This is a genomic window from Acinetobacter sp. YT-02, assembly GCF_002412355.1.
Taxonomy (GTDB): Bacteria; Pseudomonadota; Gammaproteobacteria; order Pseudomonadales; family Moraxellaceae; genus Acinetobacter; species Acinetobacter towneri.
Genome location: NZ_NOZT01000048.1, coordinates 1 through 16,751, shown reverse-complemented (window position 1 = coordinate 16,751; position 16,751 = coordinate 1). Strand labels below are relative to the sequence as shown.

The following is a 16,751-nucleotide window of genomic DNA, read 5'->3' as shown; positions in this document are numbered from 1 at the left end:
ATGTTAGTTCATTTTTCGTTTGATGGAGCTTGTTTTTCATCCAAATTGTTGTGTGATAAATATAATCCAAGTATTCACGAGCAGTTAAATCAATATTGGAAAAAATATGGAGTATTTGTATTTCCAGAAAATTTAGATTTTAAAGAATACTTAAAGACAATAGATCAAAATCACCGGAAAATTTGGACAGCAGTATTAACATCCCCAAATTTTTTTAAAGTAAAGAAACTTACAGAAAATTGGAAGAATCTTAATGAGCTTGCTAATCATGAACCTATGTATAATGGAATAGAGGAATATAGTAAATTTTTTAAAGTACTATTTTCTGATGAAGATCATTTTTATATGTTAACTGAGTTAGGAACTATTTCTAAGCTTCAAGGCAGTTTTGAAATTATAACACCTGGTCAGATTTTGGTTTCACCTTCTTTTAATGAAGTTAAGAATAATTTTGAAAAAAAGACAGTAGTTGGTGATGAGTTAGAAACAATCTGGAAAAATAAATTTAGTGATTTGTGTAAATATTGCACAGATATTACTATAATTGACAGATATTTATTTAAAAGTATTGTCGAAGATAAAATTAAAAATTCATCATCAAGCTTCGAGTATCTCCTAAAAAAGATTTCTAAATATGATGGAAAATATAGAATTATAATCGTATCTTCTATTAATGAGATTAATGAAGATAATATTTTGCTAGATAAAGTCAAAGCTCTAGGAGCCAAAGATGGTGAAGAAGCTTTATTGAATTATATAAATAAATTCTTAACAAGTCCTTTAAAAAAGAATATATCAAGTTTTAAAATTATTGATGTTGAGAATAAGTTTTTTCGAGTAAGTGGACATGATAGATATTTTAGATTTGATAACTCTTACTATAGAATAAGTAAAGGTTTAAACTTTATGCGAGTTAGTGAGCAAATAGAAGATAATAATTTTGATTATTTTACTGGAGAAAAAGTTGTTAAAGATTTAATTTTATCTATTGGTGATTATCATAATTCAGAAAAAATTATCGTTTAATAAGAATTTAAAATAGCCATAACAAGATATTATTTGTTATGGCTATTTATATAACTCATATTCAAAAATTAGCTTTTATCACTTTTTTTAAGTACTGGCATAATGATCTTCAACAACCAACCAACCAAGGCTTTTTTTGCCGTTATCTACAACGTCAATATGATTGTTGCCCTTATAAACTAAAACATCTTTATTGAAAAACTTTAATGAATTCCAAAAAGAAGAGCCACTTAATACTTCAAGAGAAAGGTGAATATCATTTTGTAGGGCAGAGAGTTCTTGTGTGTAGTCTAAATCAAGCATATTGAGCAACTTTCCATAAACCACACGTTTTTTTCCATTTTTTAAATGAATGATTTTTACATCAGAACTGGCAGGAGCAGAACTCTCATTTCTCAAAAAGCTTTCTTCAAGTCGAGCCACAATATCCGCATTCATTGAGCGATTTAGTTCTTTAGCCGATTCGACAATTTTGTCTTTTAGCTCTTGCGTCATACGCATTTTATATTCGACGTCTAAATTTCTAGCCATTTTTAGTTAGTTCAGTCCAAATTATTTTTATAATAATATCCCCAATGGGGATTGACAACATATATTTTGAAGAATACAGTTTAATGCATCCCCAATGGGGATAAAAAACCCCTTGCGACTCTCACATCAAACAAGGGGCTCTATCTAATTCTCTACCAGGAGAAAAGACATGATTAGTCTAACATTTAATGAAGTTAAATTTAATCCCATACAGCAAGATGGGCAAGTTTGGTTAACTGCGAGCGAATTGGCTGGGGCACTAGGTTATGTAAAATCTGATGCAGTTACTCAGGTGTATGAGCGTAATAAAGATGAGTTTACTGCATCAATGACAACGACCCTCAAAATGAGTGTCGTTAGAAAGACGGGTAAAGTGGAAATGGAAAACCGTATTTTCTCGCTTCGTAGTGCTCACCTAATTGCTATGTTTTCCAAAACAGTTATCGCTAAGCAATTCCGAAAATGGGTTTTAGATATTTTGGACAAAGAGGTAGATGCACCAGTAGCCAAAACCCACAAATCAGAGCGTGAACCACTAACCAATGCTGTGAATATGCTCGTAGCTAAAAGCAAGCACTTGAATTACTCAGAAGCATACAAACTTGTGCATCAACGCTTTAATGTAGATCACATTGAAGAAATTCCATACGATGCCATTCCCGCCGCCGTGGAGTACGTGCATCACTTAATAGCGTTATTTTCTCAAGCAGAGAAAAGCCATACTGCTGTTTCAGATCGCTCACGTTCAATGGCACTACATGCGCTATGGCTCAACCACTGGTGGACAGAGTTCGGAGAAGCGATCCGCAAGATTAGCCCGACTATGGGACATGGTATCCATGACCATTTTAAATTTGCTGCAGAAGATGCACGGCAAATTGTAGGCAGGGAAGTCTACATGCCAATTTATGAGTTGGCACAAAGACATGATTGGCATAAGGGCGGGATAGACTACAAAGCACTGTCAGAATGCCGCAGTTTAACTCCTGTCATTTAGTTTTAGCCACCTTTGGTTAATGCCAGTCAGTTAAGAGAGTGACTGGCATTAATCTTATGGTGCCTTTTTCATTCCAAAGAACAGCGTATTTAGACGATATTTTTAAGTCAGTAGTGACTTACTGTTCGCTATTTTTTTATGAAAAATCACCCATTTTAGTACCAAATTTTCATAATTTTATTTTGTCATAATGGTCAATGCGCTCTATATTTTCCATAATAGTTTTGCAAAAGTTTTGCAGGAATTTTGCAGGCATTAATTTAAAAAGCATTAAATGGAATGGATTGTATCGTTGAGAAACCTGTAATTATGCTAAAATTTAATAAACAATCTTTTGATATTTAGTCAAAATTATTTTTTCAAATCGCATTATAACTTATTGATTTTAAACAATGTCAGAAATAGAAACCCATCCACTCGAACCCTTTTTACCAGCCAATGCCAAGCTGTTAATGCTGGGGAGTTTTCCACCACCTAAAAGCCGTTGGAAAATGGATTTTTATTATCCGAATTATCAAAATGATATGTGGCGAATTTTGGGCTTATGCTTTTTTCAAGATAAAAACTACTTTTTAGATTTAGAAGCTAAAAATTTTCATCTTCATAAAATTATTGATTTTTTAAACACCACTGGCATTGCTATTTCAGATACGGCGCAGCAGGTGATTCGCTTAAAAGGCAATGCATCAGACAAATTTTTACAGATTGAAAAACCAATGGATATTGCAGCACTTTTAAGCAAGATACCTTTATGTCAAAGCATTATGACCACAGGCGATAAAGCGACTGATACACTCATGTTATCTATGCCTGAATCTGCCGAAAAACCTCAAATTGGGCAGGCGACACATTGCTATTTTGCCAAGCGTGAGCTGCATTTATATCGGATGCCTTCATCTTCACGAGCCTATCCTTTAGCTTTAGAGAAAAAGGCAGAAGCGTATTTTAACTTATTTAAAGAAATAGGCTTACTATAAGTAACTTTAAATAATTGTAGACAGTGATGGCAGAGAAAGAAAAATACGCTTCCATAATTAATGTCTATCTATTGTCATTACATCATCCATTCAATAGGGAATAATGAAACTGTTTTCATCATAAAACGCTGAAACTGTGTGGTTTCAGGATCATGATGATACGTTTGAATACTGCCATCTGCCTGATGATCTAACCAAATAATTTGACCGTTTTCGTCTAATTGCAGTTCATACGCAATTTGTGGCAAATAGCGGTCTAAAGATTGAGAAACATCGTTTTGCAATTGTTCAGACTCTAACACCAAGCCAACTTCGGTATTTAATTTTGCAGAACGAGGATCAAGGTTAAAAGAACCTACAAAGACCATGCCATCTATATCAAAGAATTTGGCATGTAAACTCGAGGCGTTTTTGCCTTTGGCAGGAATTACGTTACCCGTTGCAACTTCATACCAAGTACGCTTTTTTCGTTCAATATAAGGCTTAAATTCATATAAACGAATACCTGATTTAAGTAAATCTACGCGATACTGCTGATAAAATGCATGTACCAAAGGCACATCATTGGCTAAAAATGAATTGGTCAATACACGTATCTGTATTCCTTTTTCAGCCAGTTGAGTGAGTGTTTTAAGACCATCTTCTGTTGGGACAAAATAGGCAGAAACCAGTTCTAAATGTTGTTTGGGCTCACCCATTAACTTTAACATTTGTTTGTAAATCAGTTGCTCGCCTTGAGCTGTACCCCGAATTTTATTCGGAGAATCTGCCACAAAATGCGCACGTACCCACTGTACAGGATGTTGTTCTAATTTGATGCTGACTTCTTCTTGCGCGTTAGCCACACGTTCACGAATTTTATCTTTATATTTGGCATTTAATTCATAGCGATTACGCAATTCTCTCAATTGCAACGCGTTGCCTGTGCCTAATAATTGCTTTACTGAATAGCTTAGTTCGTCATTCCAAAACTCTAAAAACACGGCATTGGCTTGGGGGACAGCACTGCCATAGAATAGAATATCCATATCAGTAAATTGAAAATTTTCACTGGCATCAAAATATTCACGGCTAATATTACGCCCACCTGTCACGGCAATCGCCCCATCGGCAATAATTAGTTTATTGTGCATACGGCGATTGATTTGTTTAAAACGAAACAAATAATCCATCACACGAAAATGCCGATATTTGTACGGATTGAAAATTTTTATTTCAAAATTAGGATGCTGAGCAAGCCGTTTTAAGGTTGGATCAAGTTGCGTACCATTTTGATCATCAATTAATAAACGAACTTTTACACCACGATCTGCTGCTTTGAGCAGTTCAGCCAACATCAACTGACCAATTAAATCATCTTCCCAAATGTAATATTGTAAATCTAAATGGTGCTGTGCTTTTTGAATCAAATATAAACGCGAGGCGATGCTACTAAAGGCATCATTTAGAGAAAGATACGCTGTTAAATTTTGGGATAAATGTGCATCAATTTCCTGACCATTCAGCCAATGATCTACATAATGCTCAACAGGGCTATCTTTGCTCGCTTGATTCATCGGTAAACTGCATCCTGTCAGTAAAATAGCGAAAAAAGCCAACATTCCAAGCCAGTAACAAGGTCTTTGGATCTTCATGATTATTCTTAAGTCATTCTGTATTTATACATGGAGATTATCCTCATGTTAATGCTTGAAACTCTGAATAGAAAGAGGGTATTGTGAGAGTCTGTTGATATTTTATAAATAGCTTGCGAGATATCTCTCTCACATCGCAAACATAGACGAATTGTCAGCAGCCCCTTATCATCTGTTAATGTATTTTTTAGGGATAATTTGCTCATGAAATCACGTGCAGCCGTCGCATTCGGCCCAGGTCAGCCGCTTGAAATTGTTGAAATTGATGTTGCACCGCCGCAGGCTGGAGAAGTCTTGGTCAAAATTACCCACACAGGGGTATGCCATACCGATGCATTTACCTTATCGGGTGAAGATCCTGAAGGTGTTTTCCCTGCAGTTCTTGGCCATGAAGGTGCAGGTATTGTGGTTGAAGTTGGTGAGGGTGTGACCAGTGTTCAACCAGGCGATCATGTGATTCCGCTTTACACAGCAGAATGTGGCGAATGTTTATTCTGTAAATCTGGTAAAACCAACCTATGCGTTTCCGTACGTGCGACACAAGGTAAAGGTTTAATGCCTGATGGCACGACACGTTTTTCTTATAATGGACAACCGATTTATCACTACATGGGCTGTTCAACCTTTAGTGAATATACGGTAGTTGCTGAAGTATCTTTAGCAAAAATTAATCCTGAAGCCAATCATGAGCAAGTTTGCTTATTAGGTTGCGGTGTTACAACTGGTTTAGGTGCAGTTAAAAATACTGCAAAAGTCCAAGAAGGCGATACCGTTGCAGTATTTGGCTTAGGTGGTATTGGTTTAGCAGTTGTGCAAGGTGCGCATAAAGCCAAAGCCAGCCGTATTATCGCCATTGATACCAACCCAGAGAAATTCAAATTGGCAGAACAATTTGGTGCAACCGAATTCTTAAATCCAAAAGATTATGACCGCCCAATTCAGGAAGTCATTGTTGAAAAAACAGGTTGGGGCGTAGATCATTCTTTTGAATGTATTGGAAATACCAATGTGATGCGTTCCGCTTTGGAGTGTGCGCATCGTGGTTGGGGACAATCCATTATTATTGGTGTTGCAGGTGAAGGTCAGGAAATTTCAACTCGTCCATTACAATTGGTGACAGGTCGTACTTGGAAAGGAACTGCGTTTGGTGGTGTAAAAGGTCGTTCGCAATTGCCAGGCATGGTTGAAGAAGCCATGAAGGGTGATATTCAACTCGAACCATTTGTAACGCACACCATGGGGCTAGACCAAATTAATGAAGCCTTTGATTTAATGCATGAGGGTAAATCTATTCGTAGTGTGATTCATTTTGATCAATGATGAGTAACGCGCTTAAATAAAGACCCAACAAAAACCAAGCTTCGGCTTGGTTTTTTTAACCCCTGGATTCGCTAAAACAGCAGCTTAATTTTAATAAATACATCCAATAAAAATTATTTTACAAAAAGGATTGCCAAACGGAACAATACAGCGTATTTTAATTTTAACAGCTCATTTTTTGATGAAAACAAGATGTTAAAGCAACCTTTAATCGCAAACGCTTACTATTACTTTTGGCAGTTTCAATGATTGCCTGAGTCGCGTTCGGGCAAAAGGTTGCCCACCAGTTGATACCTGATCGGCAACCCTGATCAGGTTTTTTTATGTCTGGTGTTTTGAATTTTATAGGTTTTTCGGAGATTTAATCATGTACAACGTTAATTATTCATACTTTAGCAACTTTTATTGGTTTTACTTTAGTCAATCTATGACTCAAACCTTGCAATCCATTAGACCCATAACGCTGAAATAAATGATCGGACTGTAAAAAAGAGAAACAGTCCAAAGGAACAGACCAATGAATGCTTTAAATACTGCTTTACAACAACAGACCAACAATACTGAAATTAGTTTAAGTTTACCGCATCAACTCAAAGCGCAACTCCCACTTTCATCTGCGCTAAAACAACAAATCGCACAACATCGACAGATTATTCAGAACATTTTAGCGGGCACAGACCCTCGCTTATTGGTCATTACAGGACCTTGTTCAATTCATGATCCGCAAGCAGCACTCGAATACGCAGAAAAATTAAAGCTATTACAAAGCCAAGTTTCAGATCAAATTTTCTTGGTGATGCGTGCCTATATCGAAAAACCACGTACCACAATAGGCTGGAAGGGCTTTTTGTATGACCCAGACTTAGATGGCTCAGCAAATATGCAACTAGGCTTAGAAAAATCACGTGAACTGTATCTACAAATTATAGAAATGGGTTTACCAATTGCTTCTGAAATTTTAAGCCCAATGGCAACGGGATATTTTGATGATGTACTGGCTTGGGGTGCAATTGGCGCACGTACCAGTGAATCACAAATTCACCGTGAAATTTCTAGCGCCATGCCGTATAGCATTGGTTTCAAAAACGGAACTGATGGCTCAATTCAAATTGCATTAGATGCAATTCAATCGGCAAGTCATCCACATCAATTCATGGGAATGAGCCAGTCGGGTTTACCTGCTATTTTGTCATCACAAGGTAATCCACACGCGCATTTAATTTTACGTGGCGCAAATTCAGGGCCAAATTATCAATTGGCAGAAATTGAGAAAATTCAGCACAAAGCCAAAGGGCAGTTGCCTGCATTGATTATTGACTGTAGTCACGGTAACAGCCATAAAGACCCACAACAACAACCGCAAGTCTTGCGTACCATTGTGGCAGAACGTGAACAGACGCAAGTCCGTGGCATCATGTTAGAAAGTCATTTGGTGGATGGAAATCAAAAGATTTCTTGCGAGATGACTTATGGTCAATCTGTTACCGATGGCTGCTTGGGTTGGGATAAGACTGAACAACTGCTTATTGAGGTCGCTGAAAGCTTAAATCGTCAGGTTTTGGCTAAAACTGCATAAAAAATAAAACTCCAGAAACCCAAAAAACCTGAAATTTCAGGTTTTTTGGGTGGGAGAGTATTTAAAAATCAACTCTTCTTAGATTAGTTTTTAAAATAACAATTCTTTTGCTGCTATTAAAAACTAAGCCTGAATATCTGCATTAGGTTGTTTAGCCACAACAAATTTATAGAAAATTAAACTGATTAAGGTCACAACAGCACAGAGCAAATACGCTGCGGTATAGTCATAACCCGCAATCACATAACCTAAAACTAAAGCACCAATGGCAATCCCAATATCATAACAACAGAAATAGGTTGATGTGGCATGACCAATACGATCTTTAGGGGAGCGTTGAATTGAAATGGTTTGCAGGCAAGGTTGGGCAGACCCGAACCCTACACCAATTAATGCAGCAGCCAACATAAAACCGAATACACTGTGTACCTGACTCAAGACAATTAATCCTAAAGCAAATAATATAATTGCAGGATAAATCACATAACTCGCCCCTTTACGATCATAAATTTTGCCTGTAATTGGGCGCAAAATCATCATCGAAACTGCAAATATCACGAAGAATAAACTCGCATAAGACAGCATATTGCGTGATTCTGCAAAGGTGGAAATAAATGACATAATACTGGCATACGCGAAAGAAACCATCATCGCCATGAGTGATACAGGAATTGCTTTTTTCTCTACAAAATCTTGAAGCCCTAATTTACGTTTAGGTGTTGTTTCAGTTTTTACTTTTTGGGTCGCAATTGGAATCATTAAACAGAAGGCGAAACCTACCCAAACACTGACGGATAGTAAGGTAGAAATACTGGCATAAGAAACACTTTGAATCAGACTTAAACCAATTAAAGGTCCCAATACAATCCCTAAATTTACTGACACCAAAAAATAGCCCATACCTTCACCTTTGCAACTGTCTGGAATAAAGTTATTGGCAATAGGGACGGTAACTGTGGTGACAATGCTGAACCAAATCCCATGTAAAAAACGCAGTACGAGTAGAAACAGTAAACTATCTACAAAAATGTATGCCACGCTACACAGACAAAACATGATTTCAGAAACATATAAGGTTTTCTTTACACCAAATTTTTCAATAATCAAACCGCTAAATGGGCGAATCGCGATTGCAGATAACATAAACAAAGTCATGGCTAAACCTGCCTGTGACAAGCTACCACCCAACTCATTCACAATATAAATAGGCAAAATTGTCGTTTGCGCAAAATAAAATATGAATAAGAACAAGTTATTGAATAAGCAGAGAATAAACGACTTATTCCATAAATGTTCGACATTTATAGCTGACATAACTTAAACCTATATATGGTGAGTGGAGTAGCGTGCAATGTGTACTTTGTTATACAGATGCTTTGTTATTGGAAGTCATCACACAGTAAGATCATGCAAAAAATAATAAACCCATTTATGTGAAAAGTATAGTTATTTAATAAAATTAAAACTAAAATTAGATTTTAATTCCATTTTTTTAATTGTTTTATCAAATAAAGATAATTTTATTTATTTCGCAAATTGCAATGCAAAAAAAATCAGCCGAAGCTGATTTCTTTGAATTTGAGCGATTAAACACTACAAATTTAAGGCTTATAAGCCAGATTCATAGTCCGCACTTGATAAAAGCTGTTCCACATCTGCCATATTGTCTGGCTTGATTTTATAAATCCAGCCTTTGCCATACGGTTCATCATTTACAAAGTCAGGGTCATCGTCTAAATTGCTATTTACTTCAACTACTTCGCCTGAAACAGGGGCGTGAATATCTGAAGCTGTTTTAACAGACTCAACCACACCTGCTTGTTCACCCGCAATTACTTTTTGACCAACTTCAGGTGCTTCTACATAGACCAAATCGCCTAAAGCATCTTGTGCGTGGTCTGAAATGCCTGTGACGACCAAATCACCTTCAATACGCACCCATTCATGTGTTCTTGCATATTTTAATTCCGCTGGGTGATTCATTTGATAACTCCTTAAATTGTATCGAATCTTTTTGCCATGTTTTATACATGCTTTTTGCTAAAAACAAAAGTTTATAAATACGGATCTTTACGCCAATTGCTCGGACTGCGTCCACTCCAGCGTTTAAAAGCACGACTAAAATTTGCCACATCGCTATAACCCAATTCATCGGCAATTTGTTCTAGCGTGTAGTCTGTACGGGAAAGCAGGGAAGTTGCATGCCGATAACGTACTTCATCGACCAAGTTTGAAAATGAAGTACCTTCTGCAGCCAGTTGACGTTTGAGTGTGCGGTCGGACATGTGTAGATAGTCGGCAACATTTTCAATGCTTAAATAATGCTGTTCTGCGTGGGTTAAAATATCACGTACTCGCATAGAAATGCGGCGACGTTCACCTAAAGCAGAAAGTTCGGCTTCACATTGATTAATCGCAATTTGACTGGCAATAGGATCGGCATTAATCATTTTTAAGCCTAGATATTGCTTGTCAAAACTTAAACCTAAATACGGCTGATCAAAACGGAATTGATGATAAGGAAATTTCGCAAAATATTGATCAAAACCTGCAGGTTTAGGAAAGTCAAAATCGACTTCACCTGTAAAGTGTTCGGTACCTGTCATGGCTTTACTCATGGTAATCATGCCAATAATTAAAGCGATGGCAATTTCTGTGCGTAAAGGTTCCATGTGAATATCACACTGCAATTGCAGACTGGCTTTTTCACCAAAAGTTGAGAAAAACAATTGTAAAAAGGGCATACGCAGTTGAATAAAACGATTGGCTAAAATCAACGCATCACTAATTTCATGCGCAGTCATAATCGCATAGCCAATAAAGCCATGAATGGAAATGCGCATTTGCGTACCAAGATGATAACCGAGCGTCGATTCGCCTGTAAGTTTTAAAGCATGTTTAACCAACTCATTGGCAATAGGTGTAGGAATACGACATTCTGGGTCTGCCAACATTTCGCTATTGAGTTGAAATGGTGCAAATAAGGTATCTGCGTTATAACCCCAACGGGATACAACATCCAAAACCAATAAGCCATAAACCCCTGGAACACCTTGTTCCTGACGTGCTGATATTGTTTTCATGCATGTTCCATTGCATTTGCTAATTTTATTTTAATTTGCCTTAGCGACTGTCATCTATGCATATCTTAGTTTGCCAAACGGCGACATAAGAACGTAGATGACATATTGCATCTTGGCATGAAAATTAAAGAAATTCTATGGAAATTGTTAGACAAAACAGGCTTTGACTATATGCGATAAATCTGCATTTCATCAAAGCCTGAGTTACAGCAAAGTTGCTGGAGATGCTAATTTTTATCAGTCGATGGTTTTACGATTTTATCTTGTTCAATTAAAAAACCACCTGTTTGACGCTGCCAAAGTTGTGCATAAATTCCGTTCATAGCCACCAGTTCATCATGCGTACCTTGTTCTGCAATACGTCCTTGATCGAGCACAATTAAACGATCCATTTGTGCAATGGTAGATAGTCTGTGTGCAATCGCGATTACAGTTTTACCTTGCATGAGTTCATCGAGGCTCGATTGAATTGCCGCTTCAACCTCAGAGTCGAGCGCACTGGTGGCTTCATCTAAAATTAAAATAGGTGCATCTTTTAAGAAAACACGGGCAATGGCAATACGTTGACGTTGTCCACCTGAAAGTTTAACACCCCGTTCGCCCACGTAGGCTTCATAGCCTTTTTTGCCACGTAAATCGGTCAATTGTGGAATAAATTCTTCGGCTTTGGCTTTGCGTACAGCTTCAAACATTTCTGCATCAGTCGCGTCAGGACGACCATATTTAATATTTTCAGCCACAGTACGGTGTAATAGCGAAGTATCTTGAGTGACAAGTGCAATATTTTTACGCAAACTGTCTTGGGTTACATCTTCAATATTTTGCCCATCAATCATAATTGAGCCGTGTTTGAGCTCATAAAAATGTAAAAGCAATTGAATTAAGGTCGATTTACCTGCGCCTGAACGTCCCACGATACCAATTTTTTCGCCTGCACGAATATGCAGATTAAACTGATCAATCACGTTTTTACTGTTATAAGCAAAACTGACATCTTTAAACTGAATTTCGCCCTGAGCAACTTGTAATGGTTTTGCATCGGCTTTGTCTTGAATCGCAATTGGACGTCCGAGAGTTTTCATACCATCTTGAATGGTGCCGACATTTTCAAACAGGGCAGAGGTCTGCCACATCATAAACTCGGCAATACTGTTGAGTTTAAGAATCATGGCTGTGGTGGCTGCAATAATCCCCAATTCTGCACGACCATTTAACCACAGCCAAATTGCAGTACCTAAAACGCCTACATACAACACCACGCTCAGTAAATTGATGCTGATTTCATATTGAGCGCCCAAACGCATTTGTTTATAAACCGTCACCATAAATTCTTGCATAGATGCTTTGGCGTATTGGCTTTCACGGCCTGCATGCGCAAACAATTTTACGGTTTGGATATTGGTATAAGCATCGGTCACACGTCCTGTCATCACTGCACGTGCATCGGCTTGTTCATTAGATACTTTGCTCAAACGCGGAATAAAATAAGCTGCTGCAAGAATAAATAAAGCCAACCATAGCAATAACGGCAAAATGAGCATTGGAGAAATTGCGCCCAATACCAGACTAATCGTAATAAAGTAAATGAATACATAGGCAAGCATATCGCCCAAAATGACCCAAAACTCACGTACTGCTAAGGCGGTTTGCATGACTTTGGCAGAGAGTCTTCCTGCAAAATCATTATGGAAAAAATCCAGACTTTGTTGCAACATTAAATTGTGGAAACGCCAACGCAAACGCATTGGAAAACCACTGTATAACATTTGATGCTTCACAATTGACTGCGCACTGGCAAAAAAGATATTGGCCAATAAAATACAAAACAGCAAAGTAAGGTTCTGCTGATGTTGCGCAAGGAAAGTATCTGGCTGACTTTGACTAAGCCATGTGACTAAATCGCCAATTTTTGCATATAGCAAAGCTTCAAAGCTGGCAGCGCCTGCAGTACATAAAACCAATAACAATAAATATGGACGTACACCTGAAGCTGCTTGCCAAACAAAGGCAAAAAACGTGGTTGGCAAGGGTTCGGTCAAACCTTTATTTGGATAAGGATCTATAAGTTTCTCGAACCACTTGAGCATACGATGTTACCTTGATGACTAAACCTAAATTTAAAGATAGATAAATTTAAGACAGTAAAAACAAAAACTTAGGATAAAGTTAAGAGCATTCCTGTGAATATTTCTTAACTTATAGTGATACAGCTTGTAGGTCTAGTTTACGCCATAACACAGCAAATGTTGAAAGAAGAAATATAGATGATTAATTGGCATACAAAACCACGTTACAGATTCACTTTTATGCATAAAGCTGCAACGCATCAAAATTCATCTACCCATAAAAAGCGTATTGGTTCACATTTTTAATGATATTTCATCGAACCAATAGCATATAAATATTTAATTTTTATGAAAAATTTATTTAAACTCAACATTGATTGCTATAATCACGCCCATTTTTAGCACAACCGTGCTGTAAATTGGTTTTAAGTTGATATTTTTATGATGCGTAACTTTTTAGGTGCAATTGCACTATATTTTGGATTTATTTTTCCTGTTCAAGCCATGCCATTTGATCCATTGATTGGTACATGGAAAGTCATTGATGATCATACAGGGCATTATGTTGCGGAAATTGTGATTCGTAAGAACTCTAAAACTTCGGAATATAGTGCTGTAATTACTCGAAATTTATTGTCGGTAGGCACAACTCAATTAGAGGTATGTAGCAAATGCCAAGGCAACTTAAAGAATCAGCCCATAAAAGGCATGCAGGCATTAGAAGGCTTGGTAGCAAATTCAAATCCAAAACAATTTTCGCAAGGACAATGGATTAATCCGAAAGATGGTTATGTCTATAAAATTGATGCTCAATTAAATGCGGCGAATAATCAAATGAAAGTATATGGCAAAGCCAAGAGCGCGAATGCGATTAGCACGATGACTTGGAAAAAACTTTAACAGATTGTACGGCGTATTTTTGAAGCTACTTGATTGAAAGATTGAGTAGCTTTTTATCTTTTTGTGAATGATAAGGTAAATTGAGATACCGAATACTTAAAATAACTTAATACATATCAATTACTTAATATTTATTTGTTATTCACCAATTAAAATGTCTATGCGATAAACCATTTAAAATGTCCTGTTTTTAACTGCAAGAGTCAAGAACAGGATTTAAATTTCTTTGTTCAATAACAACTTTCTGAGCTTTACGACTCGGCATACTTTTCTTGGCACGGGAACTTTTATTTTGTTTTTCCAACTCTTCATGTTGTTGCTGGATATGGGCCAGAACCGCACCTAATCTTTTATTCTCAACTACTTCATTCTGCTGCAGTCTAGCCAGTTTATTGAAAATACTGTAGTTGATCTTCCGTCCTTCGTGCATGATGGCCACAGTACCATCTGGATACTCTAAAAATGTTATGTATTGCCCAACAAGTTTGTGGTTCAGTGGTGTTGGCTCAAGCATATAAATACACTTGTCATACGTGATAGTCAGATTCTTCGTGACCTTACGCTGTTCCTGCAAGGTAAAAATATCCTCTAGCTCAGCATCAGATTCCGTTAAAGGTCGATGCAAGTTCTTCGAGTTTCTCGCACACTTGGCAAACTTCTGATTGAACTGCTCAATGAAGCAGGGCAGCCAAGCATTGGCCTCGGTAATTGAGCAGATGCCTTCCAAACGCATTTCCTTGATCAGGCGATCCTGCAGAGTTCTGTTGGCGCGTTCCACACGTCCTTTGGCCTGTGGTGAGTTGGCAAAGATAATATCGATGTTTAATTCGTTGAGAATCCTGCCAAATTGCGTGATCTGGCTGTCTTGCTTGGATTTCTGATTGACTCGAAATACTGAGTGTTTATCGCTATAAAAGGCCAAAGGCTTGCCGTATTGCTCAATGTAGGCTCGGGTTGAGCATATAATCAAAGGTCGTTTCGGCCTCACAAAAGCGCAGATGCAACAGCTTTCCAGTGGCATCATCAATATAAACCAACAAGCAGCATTTAGCGTCACGTCCTTCAAACCAATCGTGATATGAGCCATCAATCTGGATTAGCTCACCAAAGCAATCGCGGTTATATCGAGGTTGATATGGACGTTTCAGGCGCTTGGAGCGAGGAATCCATAAATTGGCTGCAATCATCCAGGAACGCAGTGTTTCCACTGAAATCTTAAATCCATGAACAGTGGTGAGCTTTTCATGCGCTAAAGTGGGTCCGAAACCATGGAATTGCTCAGCGACAAGATTGAGGCACTTGAGCCTGATTTCTTCAGGAAGCCTGGAGTTGCTGGTTCGGCCACGACCGGCATGGGCTAATACAACTGGGCCTTGAGCTTTGTATTTCTGCAGTAAGCGTCTGATCTGACGTTCTGAGATATGAAGTAGCTGAGCAGCCTGGGATTGAGTTATGCGTTGATCGCAGATTTCCTGCAAAACCGACAATCGTTTAAGTTCTTTATCCGACATAGACACCAACATATCAAACCGTCCGCTAACGAAATTGCAAAAGTGCATATTCTAAAAGCGGACATTTTTACTTTGGAGAAACCGGACATTTCTATTTTGGAGTTACACGATTGATTACGTATAATGTACATTATGTTAAATGAGGTACTTACATACGTCATTCCTCTCTAATTTCTACTGTATGGAATAATTCAATCAGTTTAGTATTAATGAAGTAGATATAAAACATCATCCGATGGTTTTATAAGAACAATAATTACATATGACACATTCTTCACATTTAGGTTTTCTTGCATGACATACTTTCATGCCATGTTGAATTAACCATTCGTGAGCATGCTTTTTAAATTCAATTGGTGTGATGGTATTTATAGTCTCAGCTGCAATTTCAGCCGAAGATGTTTTCACGATACCTAGCCTATTTAGTAGTCTTAAAATGTGCGTATCTACAGCGATACTAGGGGTGTCGAATACAAAATTCATCATAATATCTGCAACCTTTGGCCCAACTCCTTGCAATGAGAGTAAGTCTTTTTTGTTGCTTGGTATCTCACCATTAAACTTAGTAATAATCTGATGAGCCATAACTTTTAGGTTTTTAGTTTTACGATTGTAATGTGCTACAGGTTTAATTATTTCTCTTAATTCTTCATCCTCTAGTTTTAATAGTTCCTCAAATGTTGATACCTTTTCATATAAGGGAACGCATGCTTTTACAACTCTGCTAGTCGTAGTCATAGTTGATAAGCAGACAGAAACCAGACTTTTAAAAGGATTGCTTGATAATCCATTGGTCATCCATGGATCATCTGTATTCTCGAAAATTTCATAGGTCTGGCTTAAGATTAAGTAAATTTTCGAAATTTTTTCTGGATTTGTAGTCATGAAAGAAATCTAAACTATTAAAAGTGCTTTAACTTTATAAAAATTTAAGAAAAAATGTCAGTATTACTTTTCATTTTTATTAGTAGATAAAAGATCATTTATAAAAAATTGAACTTACACAAATAGTTTACAAGCTCTGGTTAAGATTTTCTAAAATTAACATAATACACGTTATACGAAATAAAAATGGGAGCCTTAAGCTCCCATTTTTTAAGTAATTTTTTCAAATAAGGCTTGGGTGAGCA

The 16,751-nt window shown here is 37.2% G+C and carries 13 protein-coding genes and 1 pseudogene; 6 read left to right on the top strand and 8 right to left on the bottom strand.

The window, feature by feature from the left end:
- Positions 1-1,026, top strand: coding sequence for a hypothetical protein (locus CF596_RS11705; RefSeq protein WP_096902557.1), 1,026 nt, complete (start codon positions 1-3; stop codon positions 1,024-1,026).
- 87 nt (positions 1,027-1,113) lie between these two features.
- Here CF596_RS11705 and CF596_RS11700 read toward each other — a convergent pair whose 3' ends face one another.
- Positions 1,114-1,527: an Arc family DNA-binding protein gene (locus tag CF596_RS11700; protein WP_242439157.1), complete on the bottom strand. Its 414-nt coding sequence runs from the start codon at positions 1,525-1,527 to the stop codon at positions 1,114-1,116.
- Between the two features lie 199 nt (positions 1,528-1,726).
- On the opposite strand from CF596_RS11700, the gene CF596_RS11695 reads away from it, so the two are divergent.
- Positions 1,727-2,554 carry a BRO family protein gene (locus tag CF596_RS11695; protein WP_096902555.1) on the top strand — a complete coding sequence of 276 codons (828 nt, stop codon included), beginning with the start codon at positions 1,727-1,729 and terminating at the stop codon, positions 2,552-2,554.
- 392 nt (positions 2,555-2,946) lie between these two features.
- Positions 2,947-3,531, top strand: a complete 585-nt coding sequence (locus tag CF596_RS11690) for a uracil-DNA glycosylase family protein (protein WP_004973715.1) — start codon at positions 2,947-2,949, stop codon at positions 3,529-3,531.
- 77 nt (positions 3,532-3,608) lie between these two features.
- Here the strand turns inward: CF596_RS11690 and CF596_RS11685 are convergent, their stop codons facing one another.
- The gene (locus CF596_RS11685) at positions 3,609-5,087 is read right to left on the bottom strand and encodes a phospholipase D family protein (protein ID WP_004973717.1); all 1,479 of its coding nucleotides are present in this window, start codon (positions 5,085-5,087) and stop codon (positions 3,609-3,611) included.
- A gap of 282 nt (positions 5,088-5,369) precedes the next feature.
- On the opposite strand from CF596_RS11685, the gene CF596_RS11680 reads away from it, so the two are divergent.
- Positions 5,370-6,485, top strand: coding sequence for an S-(hydroxymethyl)glutathione dehydrogenase/class III alcohol dehydrogenase (locus CF596_RS11680; protein WP_096902553.1), 1,116 nt, complete (start codon positions 5,370-5,372; stop codon positions 6,483-6,485).
- Between the two features lie 517 nt (positions 6,486-7,002).
- Entirely contained in the window at positions 7,003-8,061 is a 1,059-nt protein-coding gene (locus CF596_RS11675; RefSeq protein ID WP_096902552.1) for a 3-deoxy-7-phosphoheptulonate synthase, read from the top strand.
- 123 nt (positions 8,062-8,184) lie between these two features.
- On the opposite strand, the gene CF596_RS11670 is transcribed toward CF596_RS11675, so the two are convergent.
- The 4 genes from CF596_RS11670 to CF596_RS11655 all read right to left on the bottom strand — a co-directional run bounded on the left by CF596_RS11670 (position 8,185) and on the right by CF596_RS11655 (position 13,231).
- Entirely contained in the window at positions 8,185-9,375 is a 1,191-nt protein-coding gene (locus tag CF596_RS11670; RefSeq protein WP_096902551.1) for an MFS transporter, read from the bottom strand.
- 294 nt (positions 9,376-9,669) lie between these two features.
- Positions 9,670-10,044, bottom strand: coding sequence for a glycine cleavage system protein GcvH (gcvH, locus tag CF596_RS11665; RefSeq protein WP_096902550.1), 375 nt, complete (start codon positions 10,042-10,044; stop codon positions 9,670-9,672).
- 71 nt (positions 10,045-10,115) lie between these two features.
- The gene (locus tag CF596_RS11660; RefSeq protein ID WP_096902549.1) at positions 10,116-11,144 is read right to left on the bottom strand and encodes an AraC family transcriptional regulator; all 1,029 of its coding nucleotides are present in this window, start codon (positions 11,142-11,144) and stop codon (positions 10,116-10,118) included.
- Positions 11,145-11,371: 227 nt separating this feature from the next.
- Complete coding sequence (locus CF596_RS11655; RefSeq protein WP_096902548.1) at positions 11,372-13,231, bottom strand: ABC transporter ATP-binding protein; 1,860 nt, start codon at positions 13,229-13,231, stop codon at positions 11,372-11,374.
- Positions 13,232-13,651: 420 nt separating this feature from the next.
- Between CF596_RS11655 and CF596_RS11650 the strand changes: the two genes are divergently transcribed.
- Positions 13,652-14,110 (top strand): DUF2147 domain-containing protein, encoded by a 459-nt coding sequence (locus tag CF596_RS11650; protein ID WP_096902547.1) that lies wholly within the window; start codon positions 13,652-13,654, stop codon positions 14,108-14,110.
- Between the two features lie 190 nt (positions 14,111-14,300).
- Here CF596_RS11650 and CF596_RS11645 read toward each other — a convergent pair.
- Both CF596_RS11645 and nth read right to left on the bottom strand, forming a co-directional pair.
- Positions 14,301-15,621, bottom strand: a pseudogene (locus tag CF596_RS11645) (ISNCY family transposase).
- Positions 15,622-15,849: 228 nt separating this feature from the next.
- Positions 15,850-16,506 carry an endonuclease III gene (gene nth, locus CF596_RS11635; RefSeq protein WP_086197754.1) on the bottom strand — a complete coding sequence of 219 codons (657 nt, stop codon included), beginning with the start codon at positions 16,504-16,506 and terminating at the stop codon, positions 15,850-15,852.
- Between the last annotated feature and the right edge of the window lie 245 nt (positions 16,507-16,751).